Genomic DNA, 23,043 nt, shown 5'->3' on the forward strand with positions numbered 1-23,043 from the left:
CGTGGCAGGCAACCAGCGTGTCTACAAGCAGCGCATCCGGTCCACCCAGACCCTTCAGAAGGTCTTCCGGGCGATGGAGCTCATCGCCTCGTCCCGGATCGGTGCCGCGCGCCGCGACGCGCAGGGGGCGGGGCCCTACGACCACGCCCTGAGCCAGGCCGTCGCCGCCGTCGGCACCTACGCCCACCTCGACCACCCCATCACCCGGGAGCGCACCGACACCCGGCGCGTGGCGGTGCTCGTCGTCACCTCCGACCGCGGCATGGCGGGCGCCTACTCGGCCACCGTCCTGCGCGAGTCCGAGCGGCTCATCGAGCAGCTCATCGAGGAGGGCAAGGAGCCGGTGGTCTTCACCTCCGGGCGCCGCGCCGCCTCCTACTTCGCCTTCCGCGGCCGGCCGGTCGAGTTCTCCTGGACGGGCGAGTCGGACCGCCCCACCCCCGAGGTCATCGACTCGGTCTCCTCCCTCCTGCTGGAGTACTTCCTTGCCCCCGTCGAGGCCGGCGGCGTGGCAGAGGTCCACATCGTCTTCACGCGCTACGTGTCGATGGTCTCCCAGGTCCCCGAGGTGCGCCGCATGCTGCCGCTGACCGTCGTCGACGTCGACGGGCCCGGCGAGCTCAACCGCGAGGACATCGCCGCCGGCACCGAGGGCCAGCGCGCCGAGCTGACCGGCGCCTCACCCATCTACGAGTTCGAGCCCAGCGCCGAGCGGGTGCTCGACGCCCTGCTCACCCGCTACGTCTCCAGCCGCATCCGCAACGCCCTGCTCCAGGCCGCCGCCTCCGAGCTCGCCAGCAGGCAGCAGGCCATGCACACGGCGACGGACAACGCCGAGGAGCTCATCAACACCTACACCCGCCTGGCCAACGCGGCCCGACAGGGCGACATCACCCAGGAGATCACGGAGATCGTCTCGGGAGCCGACGCCCTGGGCGTCGAGTAGCCGCCACAGACCACACGGGAGCCACGGCCCCCTGCCCCACCCACACGGACACGGAAGAACGCATCATGGCTGAGACCACCACCGCCACCGGGCGCATCACCCGGATCATCGGCGCCGTCGTCGACATCGAGTTCCCGCCGGACGCCATCCCCGCGATGTACAACGCCCTCAAGACCACCGTCCGGGGCACCGGCGAGGGCGAGGAGGACCACGAGATCACCCTCGAGGTCGCCCAGCACCTGGGCGACAACATCGTGCGGGCCATCTCCCTCAAGCCCACCGACGGCCTCGTGCGCGGCACCGAGGTGCGCGACACCGGCTCCCCGATCACCGTGCCCGTCGGCGACGTCACCAAGGGCCACGTCTTCAACGTCACCGGCGAGGTCCTCAACCTCAAGGAGGGCGAGACGCTCGAGGTGACCGAGCGCTGGCCCATCCACCGCCAGCCCCCGGCCTTCGACCAGCTCGAGGCCAAGGAGCAGATGTTCGAGACCGGCATCAAGGTCATCGACCTGCTCACCCCCTACGTCCAGGGCGGCAAGATCGGCCTCTTCGGCGGCGCCGGCGTCGGCAAGACGGTCCTCATCCAGGAGATGATCCAGCGTGTGGCCCAGAACCACGGCGGTGTCTCCGTGTTCGCCGGCGTCGGCGAGCGCACCCGCGAGGGCAACGACCTCATCGTCGAGATGGACGAGGCGGGCGTCTTCGACAAGACCGCCCTCGTCTTCGGCCAGATGGACGAGCCGCCGGGCACCCGCCTGCGCGTGGCCCTGAGCGCCCTGACGATGGCGGAGTACTTCCGCGACGTCCAGCACCAGGACGTGCTGCTGTTCATCGACAACATCTTCCGCTTCACCCAGGCCGGCTCCGAGGTCTCCACGCTGCTGGGACGCATGCCCTCCGCCGTCGGCTACCAGCCCAACCTCGCCGACGAGATGGGCCAGCTCCAGGAGCGCATCACCTCCGCCGGCGGGCACTCGATCACCTCCCTGCAGGCCATCTACGTGCCCGCGGACGACTACACGGACCCGGCCCCGGCGACCACCTTCGCGCACCTGGACGCCACCACCGAGCTCAGCCGCGAGATCGCCTCCCGGGGCATCTACCCGGCCGTGGACCCGCTGGCCTCCTCCTCGCGCCTGCTCGCCCCCGAGTTCGTCGGCAAGGAGCACTACGAGGTCGCCACCCGGGTCAAGTCCATCCTCCAGAAGAACAAGGAGCTGCAGGACATCATCGCCATCCTCGGCGTCGACGAGCTCTCCGAGGAGGACAAGGTCACCGTCAACCGCGCCCGCCGCATCGAGCAGTTCCTCAGCCAGAACACCTACATGGCGGAGAAGTTCACGGGCGTGCCCGGCTCGACGGTCCCCCTGACGGAGACCATCGAGGCCTTCAGGCGCATCGCCGACGGCGACTACGACCACGTCCCCGAGCAGGCCTTCTTCAACATCGGCGGCATCGAGGACCTCGAGCGCCGGGCCGCCGAGCTCGCGGGCGCCTGAGCACGGGTGGCACGCAGATGAGCTCCTCCCGCACGCTCGTAGTCGAGGTCGTCTCCCGGCGCGGCGGCACCGCCTTCGCCGGCCGGGCCGCCAGCGTCTCGGTGCCGCTGGACGACGGCGAGCTGGGCGTCCTGCCCGGGCGCCAGCCGATCCTCGCCCTCCTGGGGCGCGGCGCCGTGCGCGTGACGCTGGCCGACGGCACCACCGAGCGCATCGAGGTCGCCGGCGGCTTCTGCTCGGTGGACCACGACGTCGTCACCGTCGCCGCGGACCGCACCGGGGACGAGATCACCGGCACCGCCGCCGACTTCGACCTCATGGCCGAGCACGTGGTGGACACCGCCTCCGAGGACCTGGACTGACATGGCGACGGCCGGGTGGTGCGCGCTGGGGCTGGTCGCCCTCGTGCTGCTGCTCGCCGTCGCCTTCCTCCTGAGGATCCGGGTCCTGGCCTCCAGCGTGGGCTCCTTCGAGTGCGCGCTGCGCCCGGCGGGGACCGCCCGGCTCATGAGCGGGGTCGCCGCCTTCGGGGACGAGGCCATCACCTGGCACCGGCTTGTGTCCCTCAGCCCCTGGCCGCGCTACCGCATGGCCCGAGAGGTCTTCGAGATCAACGAGTCCCACCCGCGGGGCGCGGACGGGCGGGTCATCGACGTCAGCTGCACGGTCGGCGGCCAGAGGCTCGAGCTGGCGATGCTCGAGGACTCCCACTCGGCGCTCGTGGCCTGGCTCGAGTCCGCCGCTCCCAGCCAGCCGCGGCTGTTCTGAGCGCGGTCCGCCGGGAGAACGAGGCGGGCCGGGTGGGTCGGGACCCGTGCCCGGGGCGTCCGGGGGCCGGCCCGGCAGCCGGTAGGCTGCGCGGGTGCGCGTCGTCATTGCCTCCTGCTCCGTGGACTACTCCGGCCGCCTGGACGCCCACCTGCCCCAGGCGCGCCGCCTCATCATGGTCAAGGCCGACGGCTCGGTCCTCGTCCACTCCGACGGCGGCTCCTACAAGCCGCTGAACTGGATGAGCCCGCCCGCGCGGCTGAGCGAGGTCGAGCCCGACGAGGAGGACCTCGAGGCCGGCGTCACCGCCCGCTGGGAGGTGCGGGCCGCCAAGAGCGACGACCGCCTCGTCATCCGGATCTTCGAGGTCGTCTCCGACTCCAGTGTGGACCTCGGCGTCGACCCGGGCCTGACCAAGGACGGCGTGGAGGCCCACCTGCAGGAGCTGCTGGCGGACCAGCCCGAGGTGCTGGGAGCCGGCTGGCACACCGTGCGCCGCGAGCACCCCACGCCCATCGGGCCCGTCGACCTGCTCGTGCGCGACGCTGACGGCGGCTCCTGGGCCGTGGAGGTCAAGCGCGTGGGCGGCATCGACGGCGTCGAGCAGCTCACCCGCTACCTCAGCATGCTCGAGCGCGACCCCCTGCTCGCCCCCGTGCGCGGGGTCTTCGCCGCCCAGACCATCAAGCCGCAGGCCCGCGTGCTCGCTGAGGACCGTGGCATCCGCTGCGTCGTGCTCGACTACGACGCCATGCGCGGCCTCGACGACCCCACGACCCGCCTCTTCTGAGGCGTCGTCGCCTCCGACGCACCGACGCCACGGCAGGAGCCTCCCGTGCCCGCACCCTCGACCACCGCAGCCGCCTCCACCACCCCGACCGCCTCAGTCACCGGCTCGCCGTCGGCCGCCCTGCGGGAGGTGTCCCTGCTGCGCATCGTCGCCCAGGGCCTCGTGAGCGCCACGAGCGCGCCCGACGTCGCCGAGGCGGTGCGGCGCCAGCTGGCCATCCAGGGCCAGCAGGTCTCCGCCGTCCCGCACGCCCTGCTCTCGCGCACCACGGGCACCCGGATGGCCGAGGTCGAGCGGGCCTTCGCCTCCGGCCGGCTCGTGCGCTCCTGGCCCATGCGCGGCACGGTCCACATCACCACGGCCGAGGACCACCACTGGTTGCGCGAGGCCCTCGCCCACCGCACCGACTCGTGGGCTGCGGCCTCATGGCAGCACCTGGGACTCACCCCCGCCGACGTCGACCGGGCCGGCGAGACGGCGCTCGCTCTCATCGCCGAGGAGGGACCGCTCACCCGCTCCCGGCTCATGGGGGCCTGGGGCGAGACCGGTCTGCTGGGCGCTGTCGGGGAGGCGGCATCCGCCACCAGCGCCGGGCGGCGGCGCCACCTCCTCGTGCACCTGCACCGCCTCGGCGTCCTGGTCCAGGGGCCGCGCGGCACCAACGAGCACCTCGTCGTCGACGCCCGCAGCCTGCCGGCAGCCTCGACCGGACCGGGCGGGGCGAACGGGGCCCGCCGCGGCTCCGACGGTCACCGTGCCGCCCTGGCGGAGATCGCGCGCCGCTACGCCACGAGCCACGGCCCGGTGACGGCGGCGGACCTGTCGCGCTGGACGACCCTCCCCCTGGGGGAGGCCGTGCGGGCGCTGGAGGACGCCCTCGAGATGACGAACGCTGCCGGCTACGCGGCGGGGGAGGTGCGCGCCGCTGAGCGCGGGCTCGTGCCCCTGAGCCGTGCCCGGGTGGAGGAGGGGCCCCGCGGTGGCCTCGTCGTGACGGGGGCCGGGGGCGCGGCGGCGCCGTCGGCGCGCGAGCGCGCCACGACCCTCTACCTGCGCGCGGACCTGCCGGACCTGCTGGAGGCCTCACGGCGCCAGGCCCGCGCCACGCTCTTCCTCCCCTCCTTCGACGAGCTGCACGTGGGTTACAAGGACCGCAGCTGCCTGACGGATGAGGCGGGTGAGCGGCTCATCTGCCCGGGGGCCAACGGCATGTTCCGGCCACTGCTCGTCGACCGTGGGCGCGTGGTTGCGGTGCGGCCGGTGGGGCAGGGGCTCATCTGGGACCGGTCGGTGCGGCGCTCGGCGCGCCTGGAGACGGACGTGGAGCGGGCGGTGGGGCGCATGGAGAGGCGGCTGTCCTCCTGAGGCGCCGCGTGCTCCACGCCCCTCGCGTGGGCCCTTCCCACCAGTAGGCATCAGACGTCAGACAACTCGTGGTCGGGAGGCGTATGCTCGCCCCATGAGCACCGTCGCTTTCACCGGCCGAGTCGTCACCCCCTTCCAGATCATCGAGGACGGCGCCGTCGTCCTCTCCGGCTCCCACATCGCGTGGGTCGGCCCCTCCGAGGACGCCGAGCGCTTCGGCTTCACCGAGGCCATGGCCGGCGCCACCCCCGCCCCCGAGGGCGGCTACCTCCTGCCCGGCCTCGTGGACGTGCACTGCCACGGCGGCGGCGGCGAGTCCTTCCCCAACGCCGAGACCCCCGAGCAGGCCATGGTCAGCGTCCTCGAGCACCGCCGCCACGGCACCACCAGCCTCGTCGCCTCCTGCGTCACCGCAGCCCCGGACGTCCTCAAGGAGCGCACCAAGGTCCTGGCGGACCTGTGCGACGCCGGAGAGCTCGCCGGCATCCACTTCGAGGGCCCCTTCGTCTCCCACGAGCGCTGCGGCGCCCAGGACCCCACCTACATCATCGACCCCGACGCCGCCCTGACCCGCGAGCTCATCGAGCTCGGCCGCGGCCACGTCGCCACCATGACCATCGCCCCGGAGAAGCCCGGCATCACGGGCGACGACGGCGTCGTCGCCGCCCTCATCGAGGGCGGGGCCCTGCCCTCCTTCGGGCACACCGACTCCGAGGCCGCCCCTGTGCGCGCCGGCATGGCCGACGCCTCTGAGCGCATCCGCGCCCGCGTCGAGGCCGGCCTGCCCGTGCGCTCGGGCCGCTCGACCGCCACCCACCTGTTCAACGGCATGCGCCCCATGCACCACCGCGCCCCCGGCCCGGTCCCGGAGTTCCTGGCGGCCGCCGTCAGCGGCGACTGCGTCCTGGAGATGATCGGCGACGGCACCCACCTGAGCCCGGCCATCGTCCTCGACATGTTCGAGACGCTGGGGCGCGAGAACGTCGTCCTCGTCACCGACGCCATGGCCGCCGCCGGCATGGCCGACGGCGACTACGTCCTGGGCCCGGCGTCCGTCAAGGTCGAGGACGGGGTCGCCTACGTGGCCGGCACGGACACCATCGCCGGTGGCACCGCCCACCTCATCGACGTCGTCCGCACGACCTGGAAGGGCGGGGTCGACCTCGTCGACGCCGTCTTCGCCGCCTCCTGCCAGGGCGCCGAGATCCTCGGCGACGACTCCGTGGGCGCCCTCGAGCCGGGCATGTGGGCCGATGTCGTCGTCACCGACGCCGACCTGCGCCCCGTGACCGTCGTGCGCCGCGGCGAGACGGTGGTCTGATCCGGCGTTGCCCGTCCCCGTGGTGGGGGCGGGGCGCTCGGCGCGGACGGTTGCACGCTCATGTGAGGCACGTGATTCGAGCGATCCGGGGTTTTCGCTGGTGTCACGCGGTTCGGCCGCCGATGCCGACTGCGGTCGCCGACGCTCCCACGTGCGTGAGCGACCGGCGCGCACATGGGATCTGAAGGGCGCGACAACGAACGAGAGAATCGCGCGGTCATGCCCCAGCTACTGACCGGCGCGCACCTCGGTGAGGCTGCCGTCGACGACGTCGTAGACGAAGCCCCGGGCCGTCGCGCCCGCGGGGACGTGCGGGTCCCGGGCCAGCGAGGCCAGGGCCCGGCGCAGGTCCTCCTCGAGGTCGGCGAAGCCACCAGGGCGCCAGGTGGGACGCTGCCCGGTGGCCTCGGTGAGCGCGGACAGGAGGGCCTCGTCGTCCAGGCCGTGCATCCCGCAGTCCGTGTGGCGCACGAGGAGGACCTCCTCCACGCCCAGCGCGTGCTGGGCCACGGCCAGGGAGCGGCGCACGTCCTCGGTGACCAGGCCCCCGGCGTTGCGGATGACGTAGGCCTCCCCGGCGCGCAGGCCGAACAGGCTCATGACGTCGAGACGGCGGTCCATGCAGGCGACGACAGCCACGCGCGCGCCTGCGCCCCGGGCAGGGGTGAAGGCCTCGGCATGGCGGCGCGCGGCCTCGAGCATGGAGGCGCTGGTCACCCCGCCGTCGCCCGGCGTGTGGTCGCTCGTGCCCGCGGGGCGGGCCCGACCGGTGCTGTGAGACGGCGGGGTGGGCATCACGTGGTCCTCCTGGGCGGGGGCGGTGGTTGGGGCCAGCCTGCCACGTGGGCGGCCCCGCGGGCGCACGACCACGGGAGGGCGCCTGCAAGGCCGGGGCGCAGGCTGGCGCCCCGGCCCCCTGCTCAGCGCCTTCTTGGGGTGCGCAGGCGTACCAGGTCGGCGAAGGACTGCGTCCAGGTGGCCAGGAACCTCTGCGTGTCGGGGCGGGTGAGGTTGCCCTCCTCGTCGAGGAAGGAGCCCGTGGAGCCGAGGAAGGCCTCGGGCTGGCCCGTCATCGGCATGTCGAAGTAGCTCAGGGCCAGGCGCAGGTTCTTGTGCGCGCTGTAACCGCCCATGCGCCCGACCGAGTGGCTGACGATGCCCGCGGGCAGGTCGAGCCACACGCTCTCGCCGTTGGGCTTGGAGCCGACGTCGACGGCGTTCTTGAGGCAGGCGGGCACGGTGTGGTTGTTCTCCGGGGTGACGAACAGGACGCCGTTGGCACCCGCCAGGGCCCAGCGGAAACGCTGGTACTGCTCAGGAAGGGGCTTGTCCTCGACCGCCGGGTCGTCGTAGTCGGCGTCGTAGAGCGGCAGGCCGCCGATCTCGACGACCTCGGTCTCGAAGCCCGGGGGCAGCATGTCCGCCACCACGCGGGCGATGGCCCGTGAGCGCGAGCGGCGTCGCAGACTGCCGAGGATGACGGCGACGTGCAGGGGACGGTCGTAGGTCGGTGCGCTCGTCATGTCACAGCTCCCAGTCGTCGTCGTCGGTCTCCTCGGTCCGCCCGATGACGTAGGAGGAGCCGGAGCCGGAGAAGAAGTCGTGGTTCTCGTCCGCGCTGGGGGACAGGGCGGCCAGGACAGCGGGGCTGACCTGGGTCTGCGAGGAGTCGAAGGGGGCGTCGTAGCCCAGGTTCATGAGGGCCTTGTTGGCGTTGTAGCGCACGAAGGCGGCGACGTCGTCCATGAGGCCGAAGGGCTCGTAGAGCTGGCCGGAGTAGTCGAGCTCGAGCTGGTAGAGCTCATGCATGAGGCCGTGGGTGAAGTCGTGCATCTGTGCGACCCGGTGGGGCTTGGACTCGAGGCTGCGCTGGTACTTGTAGCCGGAGTAGTAGCCGTGCACCGCCTTGTCCCGCAGGATGAGGCGGACCATGTCGGCGGTGTTGGTCAGCGTCGCGTGCACCGACAGGTACAGGGGCAGGTAGAAGCCGGCGTAGAGCAGCAGGGAGGACAGCAGGGTCGAGGAGGCCTTGCGCTTGAGGGGGTCGTCGCCCTCGTAGTGGACGAGGACCTTCTTGGCGCGCTCCTGCAGGACGTCGTTGCCGACGGCCCACCTGTAGGCGTCGTCGATCTCCTGGCTCGAGCACAGGGTGGAGAACACCGAGGAGTAGGAGCGGGCGTGGATGGCCTGCATGAAGGCGATGTTCGTGTACACGGCCTCCTCGTGCTCGGTCTGGGCGTCCTGGATCTGGCTGACCTCGCCGACGCTGGCCTGGACCGTGTCGAGGAGGGTCAGGCCGGTGAACACGCGCATGACGAGGGTCCGCCACTCGGGGTCGAGCTCGCGCCAGGAGGGTTGGTCGTTGGACAGGGGGACCTTCTCGGGCAGCCAGAAGTTGGCGGTGAGGCGGTTCCACACCTCGAGGTCCTTGGGGTCCTGCAGGAGGTTCCAGTTGACGGGGCGGATGCGGGCCGTGGGGTCGCGGTGGAAGCCGCGCGGTGTGACGGACCAGGCGGTGTAGGGCAGGTGCTCGCTGCTGCTCGGGACAGGGGCTGTCGGCATGGTGGTCTCCTGGTGTGGTGTGTGCTGGTGGTGAGTGGTCAGGCGGCGAGGGGGCTCGTCGCCCAGAAGCGCTCGAGCCCCTGGCGGACCGTGGCGACATCGTCGTCCGTCCCCAGCAGCTCGAAGCGGTACATGTCGGGGACGTGGCACTTGCCGGCGATGATGGGGCCGGCCGCGCAGTAGGCGGTGCCGAAGTTGGTGTTGCCCGACGAGATGACGCCGCGCAGGAGACGGCGGTTGGCCGGGATGTTGAGGAACTGCGCGACCTGGCGCGGCAGGGCCTTGGAGAGGTCGCCGCCGCCGTAGGTGGGCACGAGGATGACGTAGGGGCGGCTGACCTGGATCATCCCCTCAGTGCGGGGGCGCAGCGGGATGCGGGTGGCGGGCCGTCCCACGCGCTGGACGAAGCGGTGGGTGTTCTGTGAGGCGCTGGAGAAGTAGACGAGGTCGTGGGACTCGTCCTCGGGCAGGACGGTGACGGCCGACGGCGTGGCGGGGCTGGGCATGGGAGCACGACTCCTTCCGGGCGGTGCTGAGGACCTTCTGGCGCCCAGACACAACATCTGGTGGGGTGCTGACCTGTTGGGCGCAAGATCTAGTAGTAGCAGGTTTGCCGCCAATGCTCGATGAGGCGAAGAGTGAAGTACGTCTACACGAACTTTTGAGAATGTGATCGCGTCATGAGCCAGCACTGATCAGTGCCGGGCCGCTGGGCTCAGGGAGCCCGGGACGGCTCCGGCGAGATCAGCACGCGCTCGCAGTCCTCACGGCTCAGCGTCAGCCGCCGCCCGTCCTCGGCACCACCGTCGTCATCGGTGGCGCTGACGACGCTGACGACGGCGACGTCCTCGAAGGGGGAGGAGGGCTCCACCACGACCAGGGTCCCTAGCCCGACCCCCGCCTCGCGCAGGCGGCGCAGAAGCCCGGCGTCGCGGTCGTCGACCCGGCGCACGCGCAGGCGCTCGCCCGCACCCGCGTCCGCGAGCGGAGCCAGGCCCAGGTGCTCGACCGCGCCGTCCGCCGAGGGGATCGGGTCGCCGTGAGGGTCGAGGCGGGGGAAGCCGAGCGCGGCGTCGATGCGCTCGACCATGAGCGCGGACACCGTGTGCTCGATCGCGTCGGCCTCGGCGTGCACCTCGTCCCAGGCGTAGCCCAGCGTCCTCACGAGGAAGAGCTCGAGCAGCCGGTGGCGCCTGACGAGCGCGAGCGCCTGCGCCACCCCCTGCTCGGTCAGGGTGACGGAGCCGTAGGGGGCGCGCTCGATGAGCCCGGCCGCCTGCAGCCGCCTGAGCGCGTCGGAGACCGTCGAGGGGCGCACCCCGGTGCGGGCGGCGAGGTCGCCCGGCGCAGTGGGGGACCCGGACCACTCCTGCAGGGTCCACAGGGTCTTGAGGTACTCCTCGTTGCTCGCGCTCAGGCCGCCGCGTGCCACACGGGCCCCTCAGGCGAAGACGACCGTGCGCCGGCCGTTGAGCAGCACGCGGTGCTCGGCGTGCCACTTGACGGCCTGCGCCAGGACCCGGCGCTCGACGTCCTGGCCCTTGCGCTGCAGCACGAGGGCGGAGTCGGCGTGCGAGGCGCGGGTGACGTCCTGCTCGATGATGGGGCCCTCGTCCAGGTCCTCGGTGACGTAGTGGGCGGTGGCCCCGATGAGCTTGACCCCGCGCTCGTGGGCCTGGTGGTACGGCTTGGCGCCCTTGAAGGACGGCAGGAAGGAGTGGTGGATGTTGATGACGTTGCCGTGCAGGCGCGCGCACAGGGCGGGGGAGAGGATCTGCATGTAGCGGGCCAGGACGACGAGCTCGACGCCCAGCTCCTCCACCAGCCGCAGCAGCTCGGCCTCGGCGGCCTCCTTGGTCTCCCGGGTCACGGGGACGCAGTGGAAGGGGACCTCGTAGAACTCGGCGACGTCCCGCAGTGTCTCGTGGTTGCCGACGACGCCGACCACCTCGATGGGCAGGCCCTGGCTCTTGGCGCGAAAGAGCAGGTCGGACAGGCAGTGGCCCTCCTTGGACACCATGAGCAGGGTCCGCACGCGCCGGTCGGCCTCGTCCAGGGCCCAGGTCATCTCGTAGGTGGTGGCCAGCTCGGCGAGGTCCGCCTCGAGCTCGCTGCGCGGCACGCGGGTGAGGACCGCCACGCGCATGAAGAACAGGCCGGTCTCGTCGTCGCCGTACTGCTGGGACTCGGTGATGTTGCCCCCGCGGCGGGCGAGCGCGCCGGTGACGGCGTGGACGATGCCGGGACGGTCCGGGCAGGACAGGGTGAGGACGAGGTGCTGCGCGTCGGCCGCGGTGCCGGCCGCGGCGGGGGAAGCGGAGATGGTCATGGCCAGAGGGTAGCCGCCGCGTGCGGGCGCGCCGAGCCGGGGTGCCGTCCGGGGCGCTGCGTGCCCCGGACGGGCTGCGCGGGCCGGACCGCCCCACGGCCTTGGGGTGGCCCCGGGGGTCGCCGTCGGTCATCCCATGAGGGGGCGGGCCGACGGCGGCCGACCCGCTGAGGGGATGGTCGCCGTCGGCCCGTGGCGCGACAGGGCGCCGGGTGCCTGCGCTGCGGCGCCGGTCAGCCCTGGCGGGCCTTGAGGTGGGGGTTCTTCTTGTTGATGACGTAGGTGTGCCCGCGGCGTCGGACCACCTTCGAGCCGGGCTGGCGGGCGAGCGAGCGGATCGAGGCTCGGACCTTCATGTGCTCCTCCTGGGGTGCGGGGGTAGTGGGGTGTGGTCGCGCCTGCGGCGGTCTCAGCGCGTGCGGCGGCCGTAGCGGCGCTCGAAGCGCTCGACCCGTCCGGCCGTGTCGAGGACGCGGCCCCTGCCGGTCCAGAACGGGTGCGAGGCGCTGGAGACGTCGACGTCGACGACGGGGTAGGTGTGCCCGTCCTCCCACTCGATGGTCTGCCCCGGCGGGACGCGCGGAGCGAGGGTCGAGCGGGTGAGGAAGGCGAAGTCGGCGGCCTTGTCGCGGAAGACGACGGGGCTGTACTCGGGGTGGATGCCGGGGCGCATGGTGCTCCTACGGGTCGTGGCTGTGCTCTGTGGCGTTCAGCGGCGTTCGGTGGCGTTCGGTGGTGGGGCGGCGGTGCTGGGCGGCCGTCACCAGGACGACTTGGTGATGCCGGGCAGCTCGCCGCGCAGGACCATCTGGCGGAAGCGCACCCGGGAGGTGCCTGTGACGGCGAGGTAGCCGCGCGGGCGGCCGTCGACGACATCCCGGTTGCGCAGGCGGGTGGGGGAGGCGTCGCGGGGCAGGGCGTGCAGCGCGCGCATGGCGGCGGCGCGCTCCTCGGCGCTCAGGTGCGGGCTGGTGCTGGCGCGCTTGAGCTCGGCCCTGCGCTCGGCGTAGCGGGCGACGACCTCGCGGCGCTGGGCGTCGCGGGCGATCTTGGACCTCTTGGCCATCAGCGGGACTCCTTGAACTCGACGTGGCGGCGCACGACGGGGTCGAACTTGCGCAGGACGAGGCGGTTGGGCGTGTTGCGCCGGTTCTTGCGGGTGACGTAGGTGTAGCCGGTGCCGGCGGTGGAGACCATCTTGATGATGGGGCGCAGGTCCTTGGTGCGGGCCGCCATCACAGACGCTCCCCCCGGGCGAGCATGCGGGCCACGGCGACGTCGATGCCGATCTTGTCGATGGTCCTGATCCCCTTGGCGGACACCGTCAGGCGCACGGTGCGGCCCAGGGAGGGCACCCAGTAGCGCTTGGTCTGGAGGTTGGGGTCCCAGCGGCGGCTCGTGCGCCGGTGGGAGCGGGAGACGCTCTTGCCGAAGACCGACTTGGCTCCTGTGACTTGGCAGTAGGTGGTCATGGCGGCACAATAGAGAATGATTCTCATCATTATCAAGTTGGAGCCAGGTATGCCCCGTCACGCCCTCGTCCTCGTCAGCACCGTCGAGCCCCTGCTGCGCGACCTCGCCGCCCTCACCCTCGGGCCCGAGGCCCCCGCCCTCATCCAGGTCGACGTCCTCGCCTGCGCCACCGCCTGCGACGACCCCGCCGACAACGGCGCCCCCGCCGTCCGCCTCCAGGGCGAGGCCGGCGTCCTCGACGTCCCCATGGAGCGCGAGTGCTGGACCTGCTCCGTGCGCGAGACCCTCCTGAGCGTCGCCGCCGAGAGGGCCGACGGCGACGGCTGGTCGGGCGGGGCCGATGACGCGGGCGGGTCCGACGACGACGGCCGGGAGGACACCGCTGCCGCCGTCCCCGAGGGCACCACCGTCATCCTCCTGCCTCCCGGCCTCGAGCTCGTCCACCTCGTGCCCGCCCTGGCGACCGCGCTCGCCGAGCACGTGCCCGGGGCCCGTCTCGCCGGCGTCGTCCACGTCATCGACGCCTCCACCGCCGCCTCCACGCTCCTCGAGCACCACCCGCTCAGCGAGGTCCTGGCCCATCTCGCCCCCGGCGACGAGCGCTGCAGCGGGGAGGTCCACATGAACGCCCTCGGCTACGCCGACCTCGTCCTGCGCCTGGGCGAGGACCCCGTCGGCTCCGACCTCATCGAGCACCTGCGCCCCCACGACACCCTCCTCCTGCCGGGGCTCGACAGCCCGGTCCTGGCCGAGGCCCTCGCCGTCGACCACGACGCCCAGGCCGCCCTGGCCCGCGTCCACCCCGCCACCACCCGGGCCTGGGGCGGCCCCGACGACCACGGCGTGCGCACCCTCGACCTGTCCTCCGACCTGCCCTTCCACCCCGGGCGGCTGCGCGAGCTCGTCGGGGACCTCGCCGGCAGGGGACTGCTCGCCCGCGGCTGCTTCTGGGTCCCCACGCGCCCCGGACGCGTCTGCGCCTGGGAGGTCGCCGGAGGCGTCGTCTCCGTGGGCGACGCCGGCACCTGGGGTCAGGCGGGCGACGGCACCGCCCGCAGCCACCTCGTCGTCACCGGCCTCGCCGACGACGCCGAGTGCGAGGCCGTGAGCCGGGCCTTCTCCCGCATCCTCCTGCGCTCCGACGAGCTCGTCGAGGCTCTCGCCTGGCCGCGCTACCCCGACGGGCTCGAGGACTGGCTCGGCGTCGCCGAGGCCTGAGGACCCGGGCGGCCGAGGGGCCCGGGGAGGCTGAGGGGCCCGGCCGGCGCCCGTCCGCGCCCCGCCGGACGGCCCCGGCAGCACCACCACCCGGCGCGGGCTAGCATGGGCCACGCCGTCGCGACTGGCGCAGGTGGGCCAACCACCGGGGAGCGGCGGTGCTGCCGGGCCACCGGCAAGGAGCAGTTGGTCGCCCGCCTGGGCCGATGCCGCAGCCGCCGGCGCACCACGCCGGCGAAGTCCGGACACCAAGGAGAAGCATGACCGCCCCCACGACCCTCAACACCATGCCCCTGGCGCAGTTCGACCCCGAGATCGCCGCCGTCCTCGACGGCGAGCTCGCCCGCCAGCGCGGCACCCTCGAGATGATCGCCTCGGAGAACTTCGTGCCCCGCGCCGTCCTCCAGGTCCAGGGGTCCGTGCTCACCAACAAGTACGCCGAGGGCTACCCCGCCAAGCGCTACTACGGCGGCTGCGAGGTCGTCGACGTCGCCGAGTCCCTGGCCATCGAGCGCGCCCTGGCCGTCTTCGGCGGCGACTACGCCAACGTCCAGCCGCACGCCGGCGCCCAGGCCAACGCCGCCGTCCTGCACGCCCTGGCCGACCCCGGCGACACCATCCTCGGCCTCGCCCTTCCCCACGGCGGCCACCTCACCCACGGCATGAGGATCAACTTCTCCGGCCGCCTCTACCGCGCCACCGCCTACGGCGTGGACGAGACCACCCACCGCATCGAGATGGACCAGGTGCGCGAGGCCGCCCTGCGCGAGCGCCCCAAGGTCATCATCGCCGGCTGGTCCGCCTACCCCCGCCACCTCGACTTCGAGGCCTTCCGCTCCATCGCCGACGAGGTCGGCGCCTACCTGTGGACGGACATGGCGCACTTCGCCGGCCTCGTCGCCGCCGGCCTGCACCCCAGCCCCGTGCCCCACTCCGACGTCGTGTCCACCACCGTGCACAAGACCATCGGCGGGCCGCGCTCCGGCATGATCCTGTCCAGCCGCGGTGAGGCGCTGGGCAAGAGGCTCGACTCCGCCGTCTTCCCCGGCCAGCAGGGCGGCCCGCTCATGCACGTCGTCGCCGCCAAGGCCGTCGCCATGCGGATCGCCCAGACCGACGAGTTCCGCGACCGCCAGGCCCGCACCATCGAGGGTGCGGCGATCCTCGCCGAGCGCCTGCTCGCCGACGACGTGCGCGCCGCCGGCATCAGCCTCGTCACCGGGGGAACGGACGTCCACCTCGTGCTCGTGGACCTGCGCGAGGCCGCCCTCGACGGCCAGCAGGCCGAGGACCTCCTCCACGCCGCGGGCATCACCGTCAACCGCAACGCCGTCCCCTTCGACCCGCGCCCCGCGCGCGTGACCTCCGGCCTGCGCATCGGCACCCCGGCCCTGGCCACCCGCGGCTTCGGCGCCGCCGAGTTCACCGAGGTCGCGGACATCATCGCCACCGCCCTCGTCGCCGGTGCCGCCGGACGGGCCGACGACGAGCTGCTCGCAGGCCTGCGCGCGCGCGTCGAGGCCCTGACCGAGGCCTTCCCGCTCTACGACGGGCTCGAGCAGTGAGGGCCCCCTGGACGGGCGCCGCACGGGTCCTGGACGGGACCGCCGCGGCCGGCGCCATCAAGGCCGAGCTGAGGCAGCGGGTGGACGCCCTGCGCGCGCGCGGCGTCGTGCCGGGCCTGGGCACCGTGCTCGTCGGTGAGGACCCCGGCAGCGTGCGCTACGTGGCTGGCAAGCACGCCGACTGCGCCGAGGTCGGCATCGAGTCCATCCGCGTGGACCTGCCCGCCACGGCCACCCAGGCCGAGGTCGAGGCGGCTGTCGACCGGCTCAACGAGGACCCGGCCTGCACCGGCTACATCGTCCAGCTGCCGCTGCCCCGGGGCATCGACACCAACGCCGTGCTCGAGCGCATCGACCCGGACAAGGACGCCGACGGCCTGCACCCGACCAACCTCGGGCGCCTCGTCCTGCGCGGCAGCGAGCCCATCACCTCGCCGCTGCCCTGCACGCCGCGCGGGTGCCTCGAGCTCCTCACCCGCCACGGCATCGACCTGGCGGGCAAGGACGTGTGCGTCGTCGGGCGCGGCGTGACGGTCGGCCGCTCCATCGGGCTGCTGCTCATGCGCAAGGACGTCAACGCCACCGTCGACGTCTGCCACACGGGCACGGCGGACCTGGCCGGGCACGTGCGCCGCGCGGACGTCGTCGTCGCGGCCGCCGGCAGCGCCGGGATCATCACGGCCGACATGGTGCGCCCCGGCGCCGTCGTCCTCGACGTCGGGGTCTCGCGCGTGGTGGACCCGGCCACCGGCAAGGGCCGCATCATGGGGGACGTGGCCGACGGCGTCGACCAGGTCGCCTCGTGGCTGTCCCCGAACCCCGGGGGAGTGGGGCCGATGACCCGCGCGCTGCTGCTCGCGAACGTCGTCGAGACGGCCGAGCGCCTGGCCGCCGGGGCCTGAGCCACCCGCTTCCCGCCCACTGAGGTTGGTGCTGACGCCGGCGGGTCCCGGGTCCTTCGCGGGCCCGGGACCCGCCGGCGCGCGGTGTGGGCGGAGCCCGTCAGCCCGCGTAGTCGACGACCAGCGGCGCGTGGTCGCTCCAGCGCTCGGCGTAGGAGGCCGCCCGGTTCACCCTCGCCGACGAGGCGCGCGCGGCCAGGGCCGGCGTGGCCACCTGGTAGTCGATGCGCCAGCCGGCGTTGTTGTCGAAGGCCTGGCCCCTCTGGGACCACCACGTGTAGGGGCCCTGCTCCTCGGGGGCGAGGGCCCGGGCGACATCGGTCCAGCCCGAGGAGAACCAGGACTCGAGGTGGGCGATCTCCTCGTCCATGACCCCGGCGATCTTGTTGTGGTTCGGCTTCCAGTTCTTGATGTCCTGCTCGGAGCGCACGACGTTGAGGTCACCGGCCATGAGGACCTGGGGGCCGCCGTCGGCGGCGCGGGCGAGCAGGGCCGCCATGCGCGCGTCGACGAGGTCGAGGTGGGCGTACTTCTGGTCCATCTTCTCGGTGCCGAGCTGGCCCGAGTGCAGGTAGGCGGACACGACGGTGAGCGCGGCCCCCTCCTCGGCCCCGGAGGGCAGGAGGTCCACCTCGAGCCAGCGCCCGGAGTCGACGTCGGGCTCCTCGGTGCCGGGCGCGGCGACGCCGTAGCGGACCTCGCCCGCGGTGAGGGGACCGTCCTCGCGCACGGCCACGGCGACGCCCGCACGGCCCTTGACTCGGCAGGGCCAGACGATGGAGGTGTAGCCGGGCAGGAGCGCGGCGGCCGTCTCCTCGTCGGCGCGGACCTCCTGCAGGAGCAGGACGTCGGGGGCGCAGGACTCGATCCAGGAGGCCATGCCCTTGCGGGCGGCGGCACGGATCCCGTTGACGTTGGCAGTGGCGATACGCATGGCGCCAGGGTACGTGCCGCCAGGAGGTGGACAATGACCCGCATGAGGCGATCAACAGGACAGCAGGCGGCCGCCTCCGGGGCCGGTGGCCCTGACGGGCGCAGCCGCACGGTGCGCGCCGTCGTGTCAGGGATGGTCCAGGGGGTGGGTTTTCGCTGGTCCTGCCTGCAGGAGGCCAGCTCCCTCGGGCTCGTCGGCTCCGTGAGCAACCTCGACGACGGCACCGTCGAGGTCCTCGCCCAGGGGCCGTCCGACGACGTCTCCCGGCTCATCGCCTGGCTCTACCGCGGCCCGGGCTGGGCCCGGGTCGACGGCGTGCTCGTGGAGGAGAGGGCGCCCGGCTCCCTGACCGGCAGCGCCTTCGAGGTCGCCCGATGAGCCGGGCGGTGTCCAGCCCCGGCCGCGGGCTCATGGTCGGCGGCGCGCTGCTCATGGTGGTCGCCGCGCTCCTGCCGGTGGCCGCCAGCCTGCTGCCCGTCGGCGCTGCGGCCACGGTCCTGTGGCTGGTCTCCATGCCCGGCTGCCTGGCCGGCGCCGCGCTGACGGCCGCCGGGCTCCTGCGCCGACGCCGCGGCCAGCCCGACCGCGATGAGGGCTGGGGCTGAGCCCCGGGCGCCAGTGGCGCACCCCCGGTTGCCCGGCTGCGTGGGCCCGGCCACCGCGCCGTCGAGCACACGGCACCCCATGAGGCGGGTCCCCGGCTGCGTGGGCGCAGCCCGAGTCACGGCTGCGCGCTCGCTCAAGGACAACCTTCTCGCGCTAGGACAACGTGCGCACAGCAGGACAACCGTGTGGAGGCACATAGGTTGTCCACGCAGCGCCAGGTTGTCCTGCTGCACAGAGGTTGTCCATCCAGGGCGAGGTGGTCCGTGGGCGGGCGCGGTGGGAAGGACACGGAGACCAACGGGCCGCCGGGCTCCACAGGGGCCCTCCGCGACAGGCAGGGCGGTCAGCCATCCACACCCGGGGGCCGCGGGCTGCGAGCCGGTGAGCAACAGAGCCACGATCACGGCATGTGGACCGCACCCGCACCGATCCTCCTCAGCCGGGAGCAGACCCGGCTCGGTCTCTCAGCGCACGCACTGTCGCATGCTGCGAGAGGGCCGGGCAGCCGCCTCGTGCGACTGGTCCCTGGCGCCTACGCCAGGCGCGGCGACGTCGAGAGGCTGAGCCGGGCGGAGCGCCACCGGTTGCTCGTCGTGGCCGGGCGCCTGACCGGGCTCCTCGACGGCGAGGCCGTCCTCGCTCGGGAGTCGGCCGCGGTGGTCCACGGCCTGCCGCTCGTCGGGGCCCTGCCCTCGCGCATCGAGCGGGCCCAGCGCGGTCGGGACGGCGGCCGACGCACCAGCTGCTGCCGCACCCTGCGCGCCTACGAGGGCTGGCAGACCACGGAGAACGACGGGCTGAGCATCGCCTCCGTCGGGCAGACCCTCGTCGACCTGGGGCGGCGCCGCTCGCTCGCCTCCAACCTGGCGAGCCTCGACCACGCCCTGCGCAACGGGCTGGTGAGCCGGGAGGAGGTCAAGGACCTGGCGTCCCGGCGCCCAGGGGCTCGTGGGAACCCGGCCCTGCTCTTCGCGCTCGAGCGCGCCGACCCCCGCGCCGAGTCGCCCGGGGAGAGCCTCAGCCGCGCCGTCATGATCGAGAACCACCTGCCGGAGCCCGGTCTTCAGACCGAGGTGCACGACCATCGCGGGCACCTGGTGGGACGCGTCGACTTCATGTGGCCGCAGCACGGGGTCATCGGGGAGTTCGACGGGTACGTCAAGTACGCGCGGGAGATGACGGGCAGGCCCGTTGAGGACGTCATCCTGGCGGAGCGGCGACGGGAGATCGAGATCGAGAACGTCACGGGGATGCGGGTGGTGCGCTGGACGTGGCGGGACGCCTACAGGGTCGACGGAATGCTCAACGCGCTCGCCGAGGCGGGGATCCGGCCCCTGCACTGAGCCTCGGCGCTCGTCGCGCTGCGCCCGGTGCCCGCTGACGGACCACTGTCCTGCAGCAGGACAACGTGCGTGCAGCAGGACAACGTGCGGGAGCACTTCACGTTGTCCTGCTGCCGACAGGTTGTCCTTGCGAGAAGAGGTTGTCCTGGGGACGGCAGGTTGTCCGTGTGCCAGGAGGGGGGCCGAGATCGGGGGAGGGGGCCGGGGCAGACGCCGGAGCCGCCCAGCCCGGGCCCCGGCCTGGGCTGGGCGTCTGCCCCGGCCCAGGCGTCAGAAGCGGATGGCGTCGATGGGGCGGATGCGCACGGCGACGACGGCGGGGATGATGCCCGCCAGGGCACCGACGCCGGAGGCCGCCACCAGGCCGATGAGCGCCGCCGACATCGGGAAGGGCGGCCGGTTCGACACCGTGTAGCCGTTGAACAGGACCTCCAGCGGCACGAAGCGCATCGCCACGATGGCGACACCGATCCCGATGACGCCCGCGACGACCGTCGCCACCACCGACTCGAGCATGATGGAGAAGAAGACACGCCGGCTCGTCGCCCCGAAGGAGCGGCGCACACCGATCTCGTGGATGCGCTGGCGCACCGTCACCATCGAGATGTTGATGAGCCCCAGGGCGCCCAGCACCATGATGAACACGCCGGCGGAGGTCACCACGAGCGTGAAGGTCCGGTCGAACTCCTCCATCGAGTCGAACTCGTTGTTCCAGGCGGAGGCCGCGTTGTGCCCGAAGATGGCGTTGAAGTGGTCCTTCATGAGGTCCCCCATCTCGCTGCCCTTGCCCACCCCGGCCCACACCTCGAGCGTCGGGGCCGAGCGCTCGACGGTGGACGGCAGGAGACGGTAGTAGGGCTCGGAGAGCACCATCGCCGTCATCGGCGCGTCGCACACGTCCTCGCCGGTCTCAGGATCCGAGTAGCAGGAGACCGAGCCGTCCCCCTTGAGCACCCCGACGATCGTGTAGGTCGTCTCCACCGGGGCCAGCCCGCGTACGCGCAGCGGGGCGTGGAGCTCGGGCACCCCGAGCGCGTCGAGGACACCCTGGCTGACGAGGATCGAGGGGGACAGGTCGTCCTCGTCGTCGGCGCTGAACCACCGGCCCTGGAGCACCTGGGTGCGGTGCAGGATCCCGTAGCCGCCCGAGACGACCTGCGTCTGCACGTTGGTGGGCATGCCGCCCAGGCTCAGGCGCAGCGTCGTGCGCTCATTCGTCGCCCAGTGGCTGATCTTGTAGCGCTCGACGAAGTCGGTGTAGGCCTTGTCGACCTTCTCGGCAGCGCTGAGCGCGGTCGGGTCCGCCGCCTGGCCGCCGCCGGCCTGCGCCGGAGTGTCGGGGCCCGTGCCACCGGGGCCCGTGCCGTCGGAGTCCTCCGACGACGGCGTCACGTTGAGCATGACCGTGCCCGGACGGCCGTTCCACTGCTGCATGAGCTCGGCCTGGACGGCGGCGGAGACCTGGCCGAAGGCGATGACGAAGGTCATCGCGGCCACGGCCACCCCCACGCCGACCAGGGACAGCAGGACACGCAGCTTGCCGATGCGCAGCTGGGTCCAGGCCTCGACGAGGGCGCCGACGGTCCCGGTGAGGAAGCCGTTCACGCTCCCACCTCCTCAAGCCTCTCGAGCGAGCCCTGCTCGCGCTCACCGACCGCGATGGGCGTGAGCACGCCGTGCTCCAGCCGGTACTGGCTGCGTGCGCGGCTGGCGACCGCCAGGTCGTGGGTGATGATGATGAGGGCGGCGCCGGTCTCGTGGCACTGGCGCTCGAGCAGGCTCATGACGCTCGCGCCCGTGTCGACGTCCAGGGCCCCGGTGGGCTCGTCCGCCAGGATGACGCGGGGGCGGCGGGCGATGGCCCGGGCGATGGCGACGCGCTGCTGCTCACCGCCGGAGAGTCGGTCGATCCGCCCGCCGGCCTTGTCGGCGAGCCCGACGGCGTCGAGCAGCTCCTCGGCGCGGGCCGTGCGCCCCCAGAAGGCGAGGCCGCGGTCGTACAGCAGCGGCGCGGCGACGTTCTCGGTCGTCGTCAGGCCGGGGATGAGGTTGAAGGACTGGAAGACGAAGCCGAAGGTCGCCCCGCGCAGGAGGGCGCGGCGGCTCTCGCCCAGGCCGGAGGTGTCCTTGCCGTCGAGGAGGTAGGAGCCCCCCGAGGGGTGGTCGATGAGACCGAGGATGTTGAGCAGCGTGGACTTGCCGGTGCCGGATCGGCCGACGATGGCCACGTGCTCGCCCTCGTGCACGTCGAGGTCGACGCCGGTGAGGATGTGCAGCGGGCCCGAGTCGGGGACCTCGAAGGTCCGTGCGACGCCCCTCAGGCTGAGGATGGGGTCGCTCACAGGTACTCCTGGCCGTTCTCGTCGTAGCAGGCGTACTGGTCGCAGGAGTTGGGCTCGCCGGTGCGCACGACGTCCTTGCCGGGCACGAACAGCAGGATCTCGTCTCCCTCGCTCAGCCCGTCGGTCACCTGGATGGAGGTGCCGTCGTTGATGCCGAGCGTGACCTCGCGCTTCTCGGCGAGGTCCGGGTTGGCCGGGTCGGTCACCACCCAGACGTTGCCGGTGGTGGTCGAGCCCTCGACGGCGGTCACGGGGACGATGAGCGCCCCGGTCGCCGAGCCGGCGTCGATGCCGATGGTCACGGGCAGCCCCGGGAAGACCTGCTGGGAGGAGGGGATGGGGCAGCGGACCTCGACGCTGGTGCCGTCCGAGGGGGTGCTGGCGGAGCCCTCCGGCGTGGTCGTCTTCTGCGTCTTGGTGCCGATGGTGAGGTTCTGGCACTCGAAGGGGGCGGGGCCGCCCTCGAGGGTGAGCATGGCGGTGGAGGGGGCGTTGGTCAGCTGGTACTGCTGGGAGGGGGTGATGGTCCCGACGGCGGAGTAGGTGCCCGGGGAGACGGTGGCGACGACCATGCCGATGGTCGTGTCCTGCCCCTCGATGACGTTGTAGGAGACGATGCCGTCCGCGGGGGCGTAGACGGTGGCCCAGGTGACCTTGTCCGCCACCGGGATGGTGGTGACGGTGCCGTCCTCGCCGACCTCCTGGATGGGCTCCTGGGGCTCGACCTTCTTGAGGTAGATCAGGGGCGCCCCGGCGGTGACGTAGGAGCCCTTGGCGACGTCGAAGGAGTCGACGACGCCGTTGAGGGTGGCCTGTGCCTGGACGGCGGCGTCCTCGACCACCTGGCCCTTGACGCCGACGGTGTTGGAGATGTCCCCGATGACCGCCTGGGTGGTCTGGGTGGCGACCTCGTAGGAGGGGGTCGGCCCCGTGGAGGTCTCGTCACCGCCGTCGGGGAAGAAGGCGATCTTGGCCAGCGCGACGGCGATGACCAGCGCGATGAGGACCTTGACGGTGGGAAGGACGTAGCGCTTCACAGGGCTCCTCCGGGGAACGGCGAGGACGCGGACGGGACAG

General features: G+C 72.8%; 28 protein-coding genes and 1 riboswitch. Of the genes, 13 read left to right on the plus strand and 15 right to left on the minus strand.

The window, feature by feature from the left end:
* The first annotated feature begins 1 nt into the window (after position 1).
* The 7 genes from H6X67_RS05890 (at position 2) to H6X67_RS05920 (ending at position 6,692) form a co-directional block, all read left to right on the plus strand.
* Positions 2 to 946, plus strand: coding sequence for a F0F1 ATP synthase subunit gamma (locus H6X67_RS05890; protein WP_249368309.1), 945 nt, complete (start codon positions 2 to 4; stop codon positions 944 to 946).
* A gap of 65 nt (positions 947 to 1,011) precedes the next feature.
* Positions 1,012 to 2,448, plus strand: a complete 1,437-nt coding sequence (atpD, locus tag H6X67_RS05895; protein WP_249368311.1) for a F0F1 ATP synthase subunit beta — start codon at positions 1,012 to 1,014, stop codon at positions 2,446 to 2,448.
* A gap of 17 nt (positions 2,449 to 2,465) precedes the next feature.
* Entirely contained in the window at positions 2,466 to 2,810 is a 345-nt protein-coding gene (locus tag H6X67_RS05900) for a F0F1 ATP synthase subunit delta/epsilon (RefSeq protein WP_249368313.1), read from the plus strand.
* Between the two features lies 1 nt (position 2,811).
* The gene (locus H6X67_RS05905; RefSeq protein ID WP_249368314.1) at positions 2,812 to 3,216 is read left to right on the plus strand and encodes a DUF2550 family protein; all 405 of its coding nucleotides are present in this window, start codon (positions 2,812 to 2,814) and stop codon (positions 3,214 to 3,216) included.
* A gap of 94 nt (positions 3,217 to 3,310) precedes the next feature.
* Entirely contained in the window at positions 3,311 to 4,006 is a 696-nt protein-coding gene (gene nucS / locus H6X67_RS05910; protein ID WP_249368316.1) for an endonuclease NucS, read from the plus strand.
* Between the two features lie 45 nt (positions 4,007 to 4,051).
* Positions 4,052 to 5,371 (plus strand): DNA glycosylase AlkZ-like family protein, encoded by a 1,320-nt coding sequence (locus tag H6X67_RS05915; RefSeq protein ID WP_249368318.1) that lies wholly within the window; start codon positions 4,052 to 4,054, stop codon positions 5,369 to 5,371.
* A gap of 94 nt (positions 5,372 to 5,465) precedes the next feature.
* The gene (locus H6X67_RS05920) at positions 5,466 to 6,692 is read left to right on the plus strand and encodes an N-acetylglucosamine-6-phosphate deacetylase (RefSeq protein WP_249368320.1); all 1,227 of its coding nucleotides are present in this window, start codon (positions 5,466 to 5,468) and stop codon (positions 6,690 to 6,692) included.
* A gap of 228 nt (positions 6,693 to 6,920) precedes the next feature.
* Here the strand turns inward: H6X67_RS05920 and H6X67_RS05925 are convergent, their stop codons facing one another.
* From H6X67_RS05925 to rpmB, 11 genes are all read right to left on the minus strand, one after another.
* Positions 6,921 to 7,487 carry a beta-class carbonic anhydrase gene (locus H6X67_RS05925; RefSeq protein ID WP_249368322.1) on the minus strand — a complete coding sequence of 189 codons (567 nt, stop codon included), beginning with the start codon at positions 7,485 to 7,487 and terminating at the stop codon, positions 6,921 to 6,923.
* Between the two features lie 125 nt (positions 7,488 to 7,612).
* Positions 7,613 to 8,215: an NADPH-dependent FMN reductase gene (locus tag H6X67_RS05930; RefSeq protein ID WP_249375364.1), complete on the minus strand. Its 603-nt coding sequence runs from the start codon at positions 8,213 to 8,215 to the stop codon at positions 7,613 to 7,615.
* A 1-nt stretch (position 8,216) separates the two neighbouring features.
* Positions 8,217 to 9,254: a class 1b ribonucleoside-diphosphate reductase subunit beta gene (nrdF, locus tag H6X67_RS05935; protein WP_249368326.1), complete on the minus strand. Its 1,038-nt coding sequence runs from the start codon at positions 9,252 to 9,254 to the stop codon at positions 8,217 to 8,219.
* Positions 9,255 to 9,292: 38 nt separating this feature from the next.
* Positions 9,293 to 9,760 (minus strand): class Ib ribonucleoside-diphosphate reductase assembly flavoprotein NrdI, encoded by a 468-nt coding sequence (gene nrdI / locus H6X67_RS05940; RefSeq protein WP_249368328.1) that lies wholly within the window; start codon positions 9,758 to 9,760, stop codon positions 9,293 to 9,295.
* Between the two features lie 209 nt (positions 9,761 to 9,969).
* Positions 9,970 to 10,686: a metal-dependent transcriptional regulator gene (locus H6X67_RS05945; protein ID WP_249368330.1), complete on the minus strand. Its 717-nt coding sequence runs from the start codon at positions 10,684 to 10,686 to the stop codon at positions 9,970 to 9,972.
* A gap of 9 nt (positions 10,687 to 10,695) precedes the next feature.
* A complete protein-coding gene (purU, locus tag H6X67_RS05950) occupies positions 10,696 to 11,583 on the minus strand; it encodes a formyltetrahydrofolate deformylase (protein WP_249368332.1) in 888 nt (295 codons plus the stop codon).
* A 233-nt stretch (positions 11,584 to 11,816) separates the two neighbouring features.
* Complete coding sequence (rpmJ, locus tag H6X67_RS05955; RefSeq protein WP_249368335.1) at positions 11,817 to 11,939, minus strand: 50S ribosomal protein L36; 123 nt, start codon at positions 11,937 to 11,939, stop codon at positions 11,817 to 11,819.
* Between the two features lie 53 nt (positions 11,940 to 11,992).
* The gene (locus H6X67_RS05960) at positions 11,993 to 12,256 is read right to left on the minus strand and encodes a type B 50S ribosomal protein L31 (RefSeq protein WP_249368336.1); all 264 of its coding nucleotides are present in this window, start codon (positions 12,254 to 12,256) and stop codon (positions 11,993 to 11,995) included.
* 87 nt (positions 12,257 to 12,343) lie between these two features.
* On the minus strand, positions 12,344 to 12,649 hold the full coding sequence (gene rpsN / locus H6X67_RS05965) for a 30S ribosomal protein S14 (RefSeq protein WP_249368339.1): 306 nt from the start codon (positions 12,647 to 12,649) through the stop codon (positions 12,344 to 12,346).
* A complete protein-coding gene (gene rpmG / locus H6X67_RS05970; protein WP_249368341.1) occupies positions 12,649 to 12,819 on the minus strand; it encodes a 50S ribosomal protein L33 in 171 nt (56 codons plus the stop codon). The genes rpsN and rpmG overlap by 1 nt, the downstream gene beginning before the upstream one ends.
* Positions 12,819 to 13,082 (minus strand): 50S ribosomal protein L28, encoded by a 264-nt coding sequence (gene rpmB, locus H6X67_RS05975; protein WP_502797303.1) that lies wholly within the window; start codon positions 13,080 to 13,082, stop codon positions 12,819 to 12,821. The genes rpmG and rpmB overlap by 1 nt, the downstream gene beginning before the upstream one ends.
* A 22-nt stretch (positions 13,083 to 13,104) precedes the next feature.
* On the opposite strand from rpmB, the gene H6X67_RS11860 reads away from it, so the two are divergent.
* From H6X67_RS11860 to H6X67_RS05990, 3 genes are all read left to right on the plus strand, one after another.
* On the plus strand, positions 13,105 to 14,274 hold the full coding sequence (locus H6X67_RS11860; protein WP_283251327.1) for a CobW family GTP-binding protein: 1,170 nt from the start codon (positions 13,105 to 13,107) through the stop codon (positions 14,272 to 14,274).
* Positions 14,275 to 14,384: 110 nt separating this feature from the next.
* A riboswitch (ZMP/ZTP riboswitch) is annotated at positions 14,385 to 14,485 on the plus strand.
* Between the two features lie 49 nt (positions 14,486 to 14,534).
* Complete coding sequence (gene glyA / locus H6X67_RS05985; RefSeq protein ID WP_283251328.1) at positions 14,535 to 15,839, plus strand: serine hydroxymethyltransferase; 1,305 nt, start codon at positions 14,535 to 14,537, stop codon at positions 15,837 to 15,839.
* Entirely contained in the window at positions 15,836 to 16,741 is a 906-nt protein-coding gene (locus H6X67_RS05990) for a bifunctional methylenetetrahydrofolate dehydrogenase/methenyltetrahydrofolate cyclohydrolase (protein ID WP_249368345.1), read from the plus strand. Before glyA ends, H6X67_RS05990 begins: the two co-directional genes overlap by 4 nt.
* A 100-nt stretch (positions 16,742 to 16,841) precedes the next feature.
* Here H6X67_RS05990 and H6X67_RS05995 read toward each other — a convergent pair whose 3' ends face one another.
* Complete coding sequence (locus H6X67_RS05995) at positions 16,842 to 17,675, minus strand: exodeoxyribonuclease III (protein WP_249375366.1); 834 nt, start codon at positions 17,673 to 17,675, stop codon at positions 16,842 to 16,844.
* 42 nt (positions 17,676 to 17,717) lie between these two features.
* Between H6X67_RS05995 and H6X67_RS06000 the strand changes: the two genes are divergently transcribed.
* The 3 genes from H6X67_RS06000 (at position 17,718) to H6X67_RS06010 (ending at position 19,624) form a co-directional block, all read left to right on the plus strand.
* Positions 17,718 to 18,053: an acylphosphatase gene (locus H6X67_RS06000; protein WP_249368357.1), complete on the plus strand. Its 336-nt coding sequence runs from the start codon at positions 17,718 to 17,720 to the stop codon at positions 18,051 to 18,053.
* A gap of 8 nt (positions 18,054 to 18,061) precedes the next feature.
* Positions 18,062 to 18,280 (plus strand): hypothetical protein, encoded by a 219-nt coding sequence (locus H6X67_RS06005; RefSeq protein WP_249368347.1) that lies wholly within the window; start codon positions 18,062 to 18,064, stop codon positions 18,278 to 18,280.
* Between the two features lie 513 nt (positions 18,281 to 18,793).
* Complete coding sequence (locus H6X67_RS06010) at positions 18,794 to 19,624, plus strand: hypothetical protein (RefSeq protein ID WP_249368349.1); 831 nt, start codon at positions 18,794 to 18,796, stop codon at positions 19,622 to 19,624.
* Between the two features lie 270 nt (positions 19,625 to 19,894).
* Here H6X67_RS06010 and H6X67_RS06015 read toward each other — a convergent pair whose 3' ends face one another.
* From H6X67_RS06015 to H6X67_RS06025, 3 genes are read right to left on the minus strand one after another with little or no spacing between them, the layout of a single operon-like run.
* The gene (locus H6X67_RS06015; protein WP_249368878.1) at positions 19,895 to 21,229 is read right to left on the minus strand and encodes an ABC transporter permease; all 1,335 of its coding nucleotides are present in this window, start codon (positions 21,227 to 21,229) and stop codon (positions 19,895 to 19,897) included.
* Positions 21,226 to 21,966, minus strand: coding sequence for an ABC transporter ATP-binding protein (locus H6X67_RS06020; RefSeq protein WP_249368879.1), 741 nt, complete (start codon positions 21,964 to 21,966; stop codon positions 21,226 to 21,228). Before H6X67_RS06020 ends, H6X67_RS06015 begins: the two co-directional genes overlap by 4 nt.
* The gene (locus H6X67_RS06025) at positions 21,963 to 23,003 is read right to left on the minus strand and encodes a permuted SH3 domain-containing protein (protein ID WP_249368880.1); all 1,041 of its coding nucleotides are present in this window, start codon (positions 23,001 to 23,003) and stop codon (positions 21,963 to 21,965) included. Before H6X67_RS06025 ends, H6X67_RS06020 begins: the two co-directional genes overlap by 4 nt.
* Positions 23,004 to 23,043 lie beyond the last annotated feature (40 nt).

Source organism: Actinomyces sp. AC-20-1, assembly GCF_023369555.1.
In the GTDB taxonomy this organism is placed as follows: Bacteria; Actinomycetota; Actinomycetes; order Actinomycetales; family Actinomycetaceae; genus Actinomyces.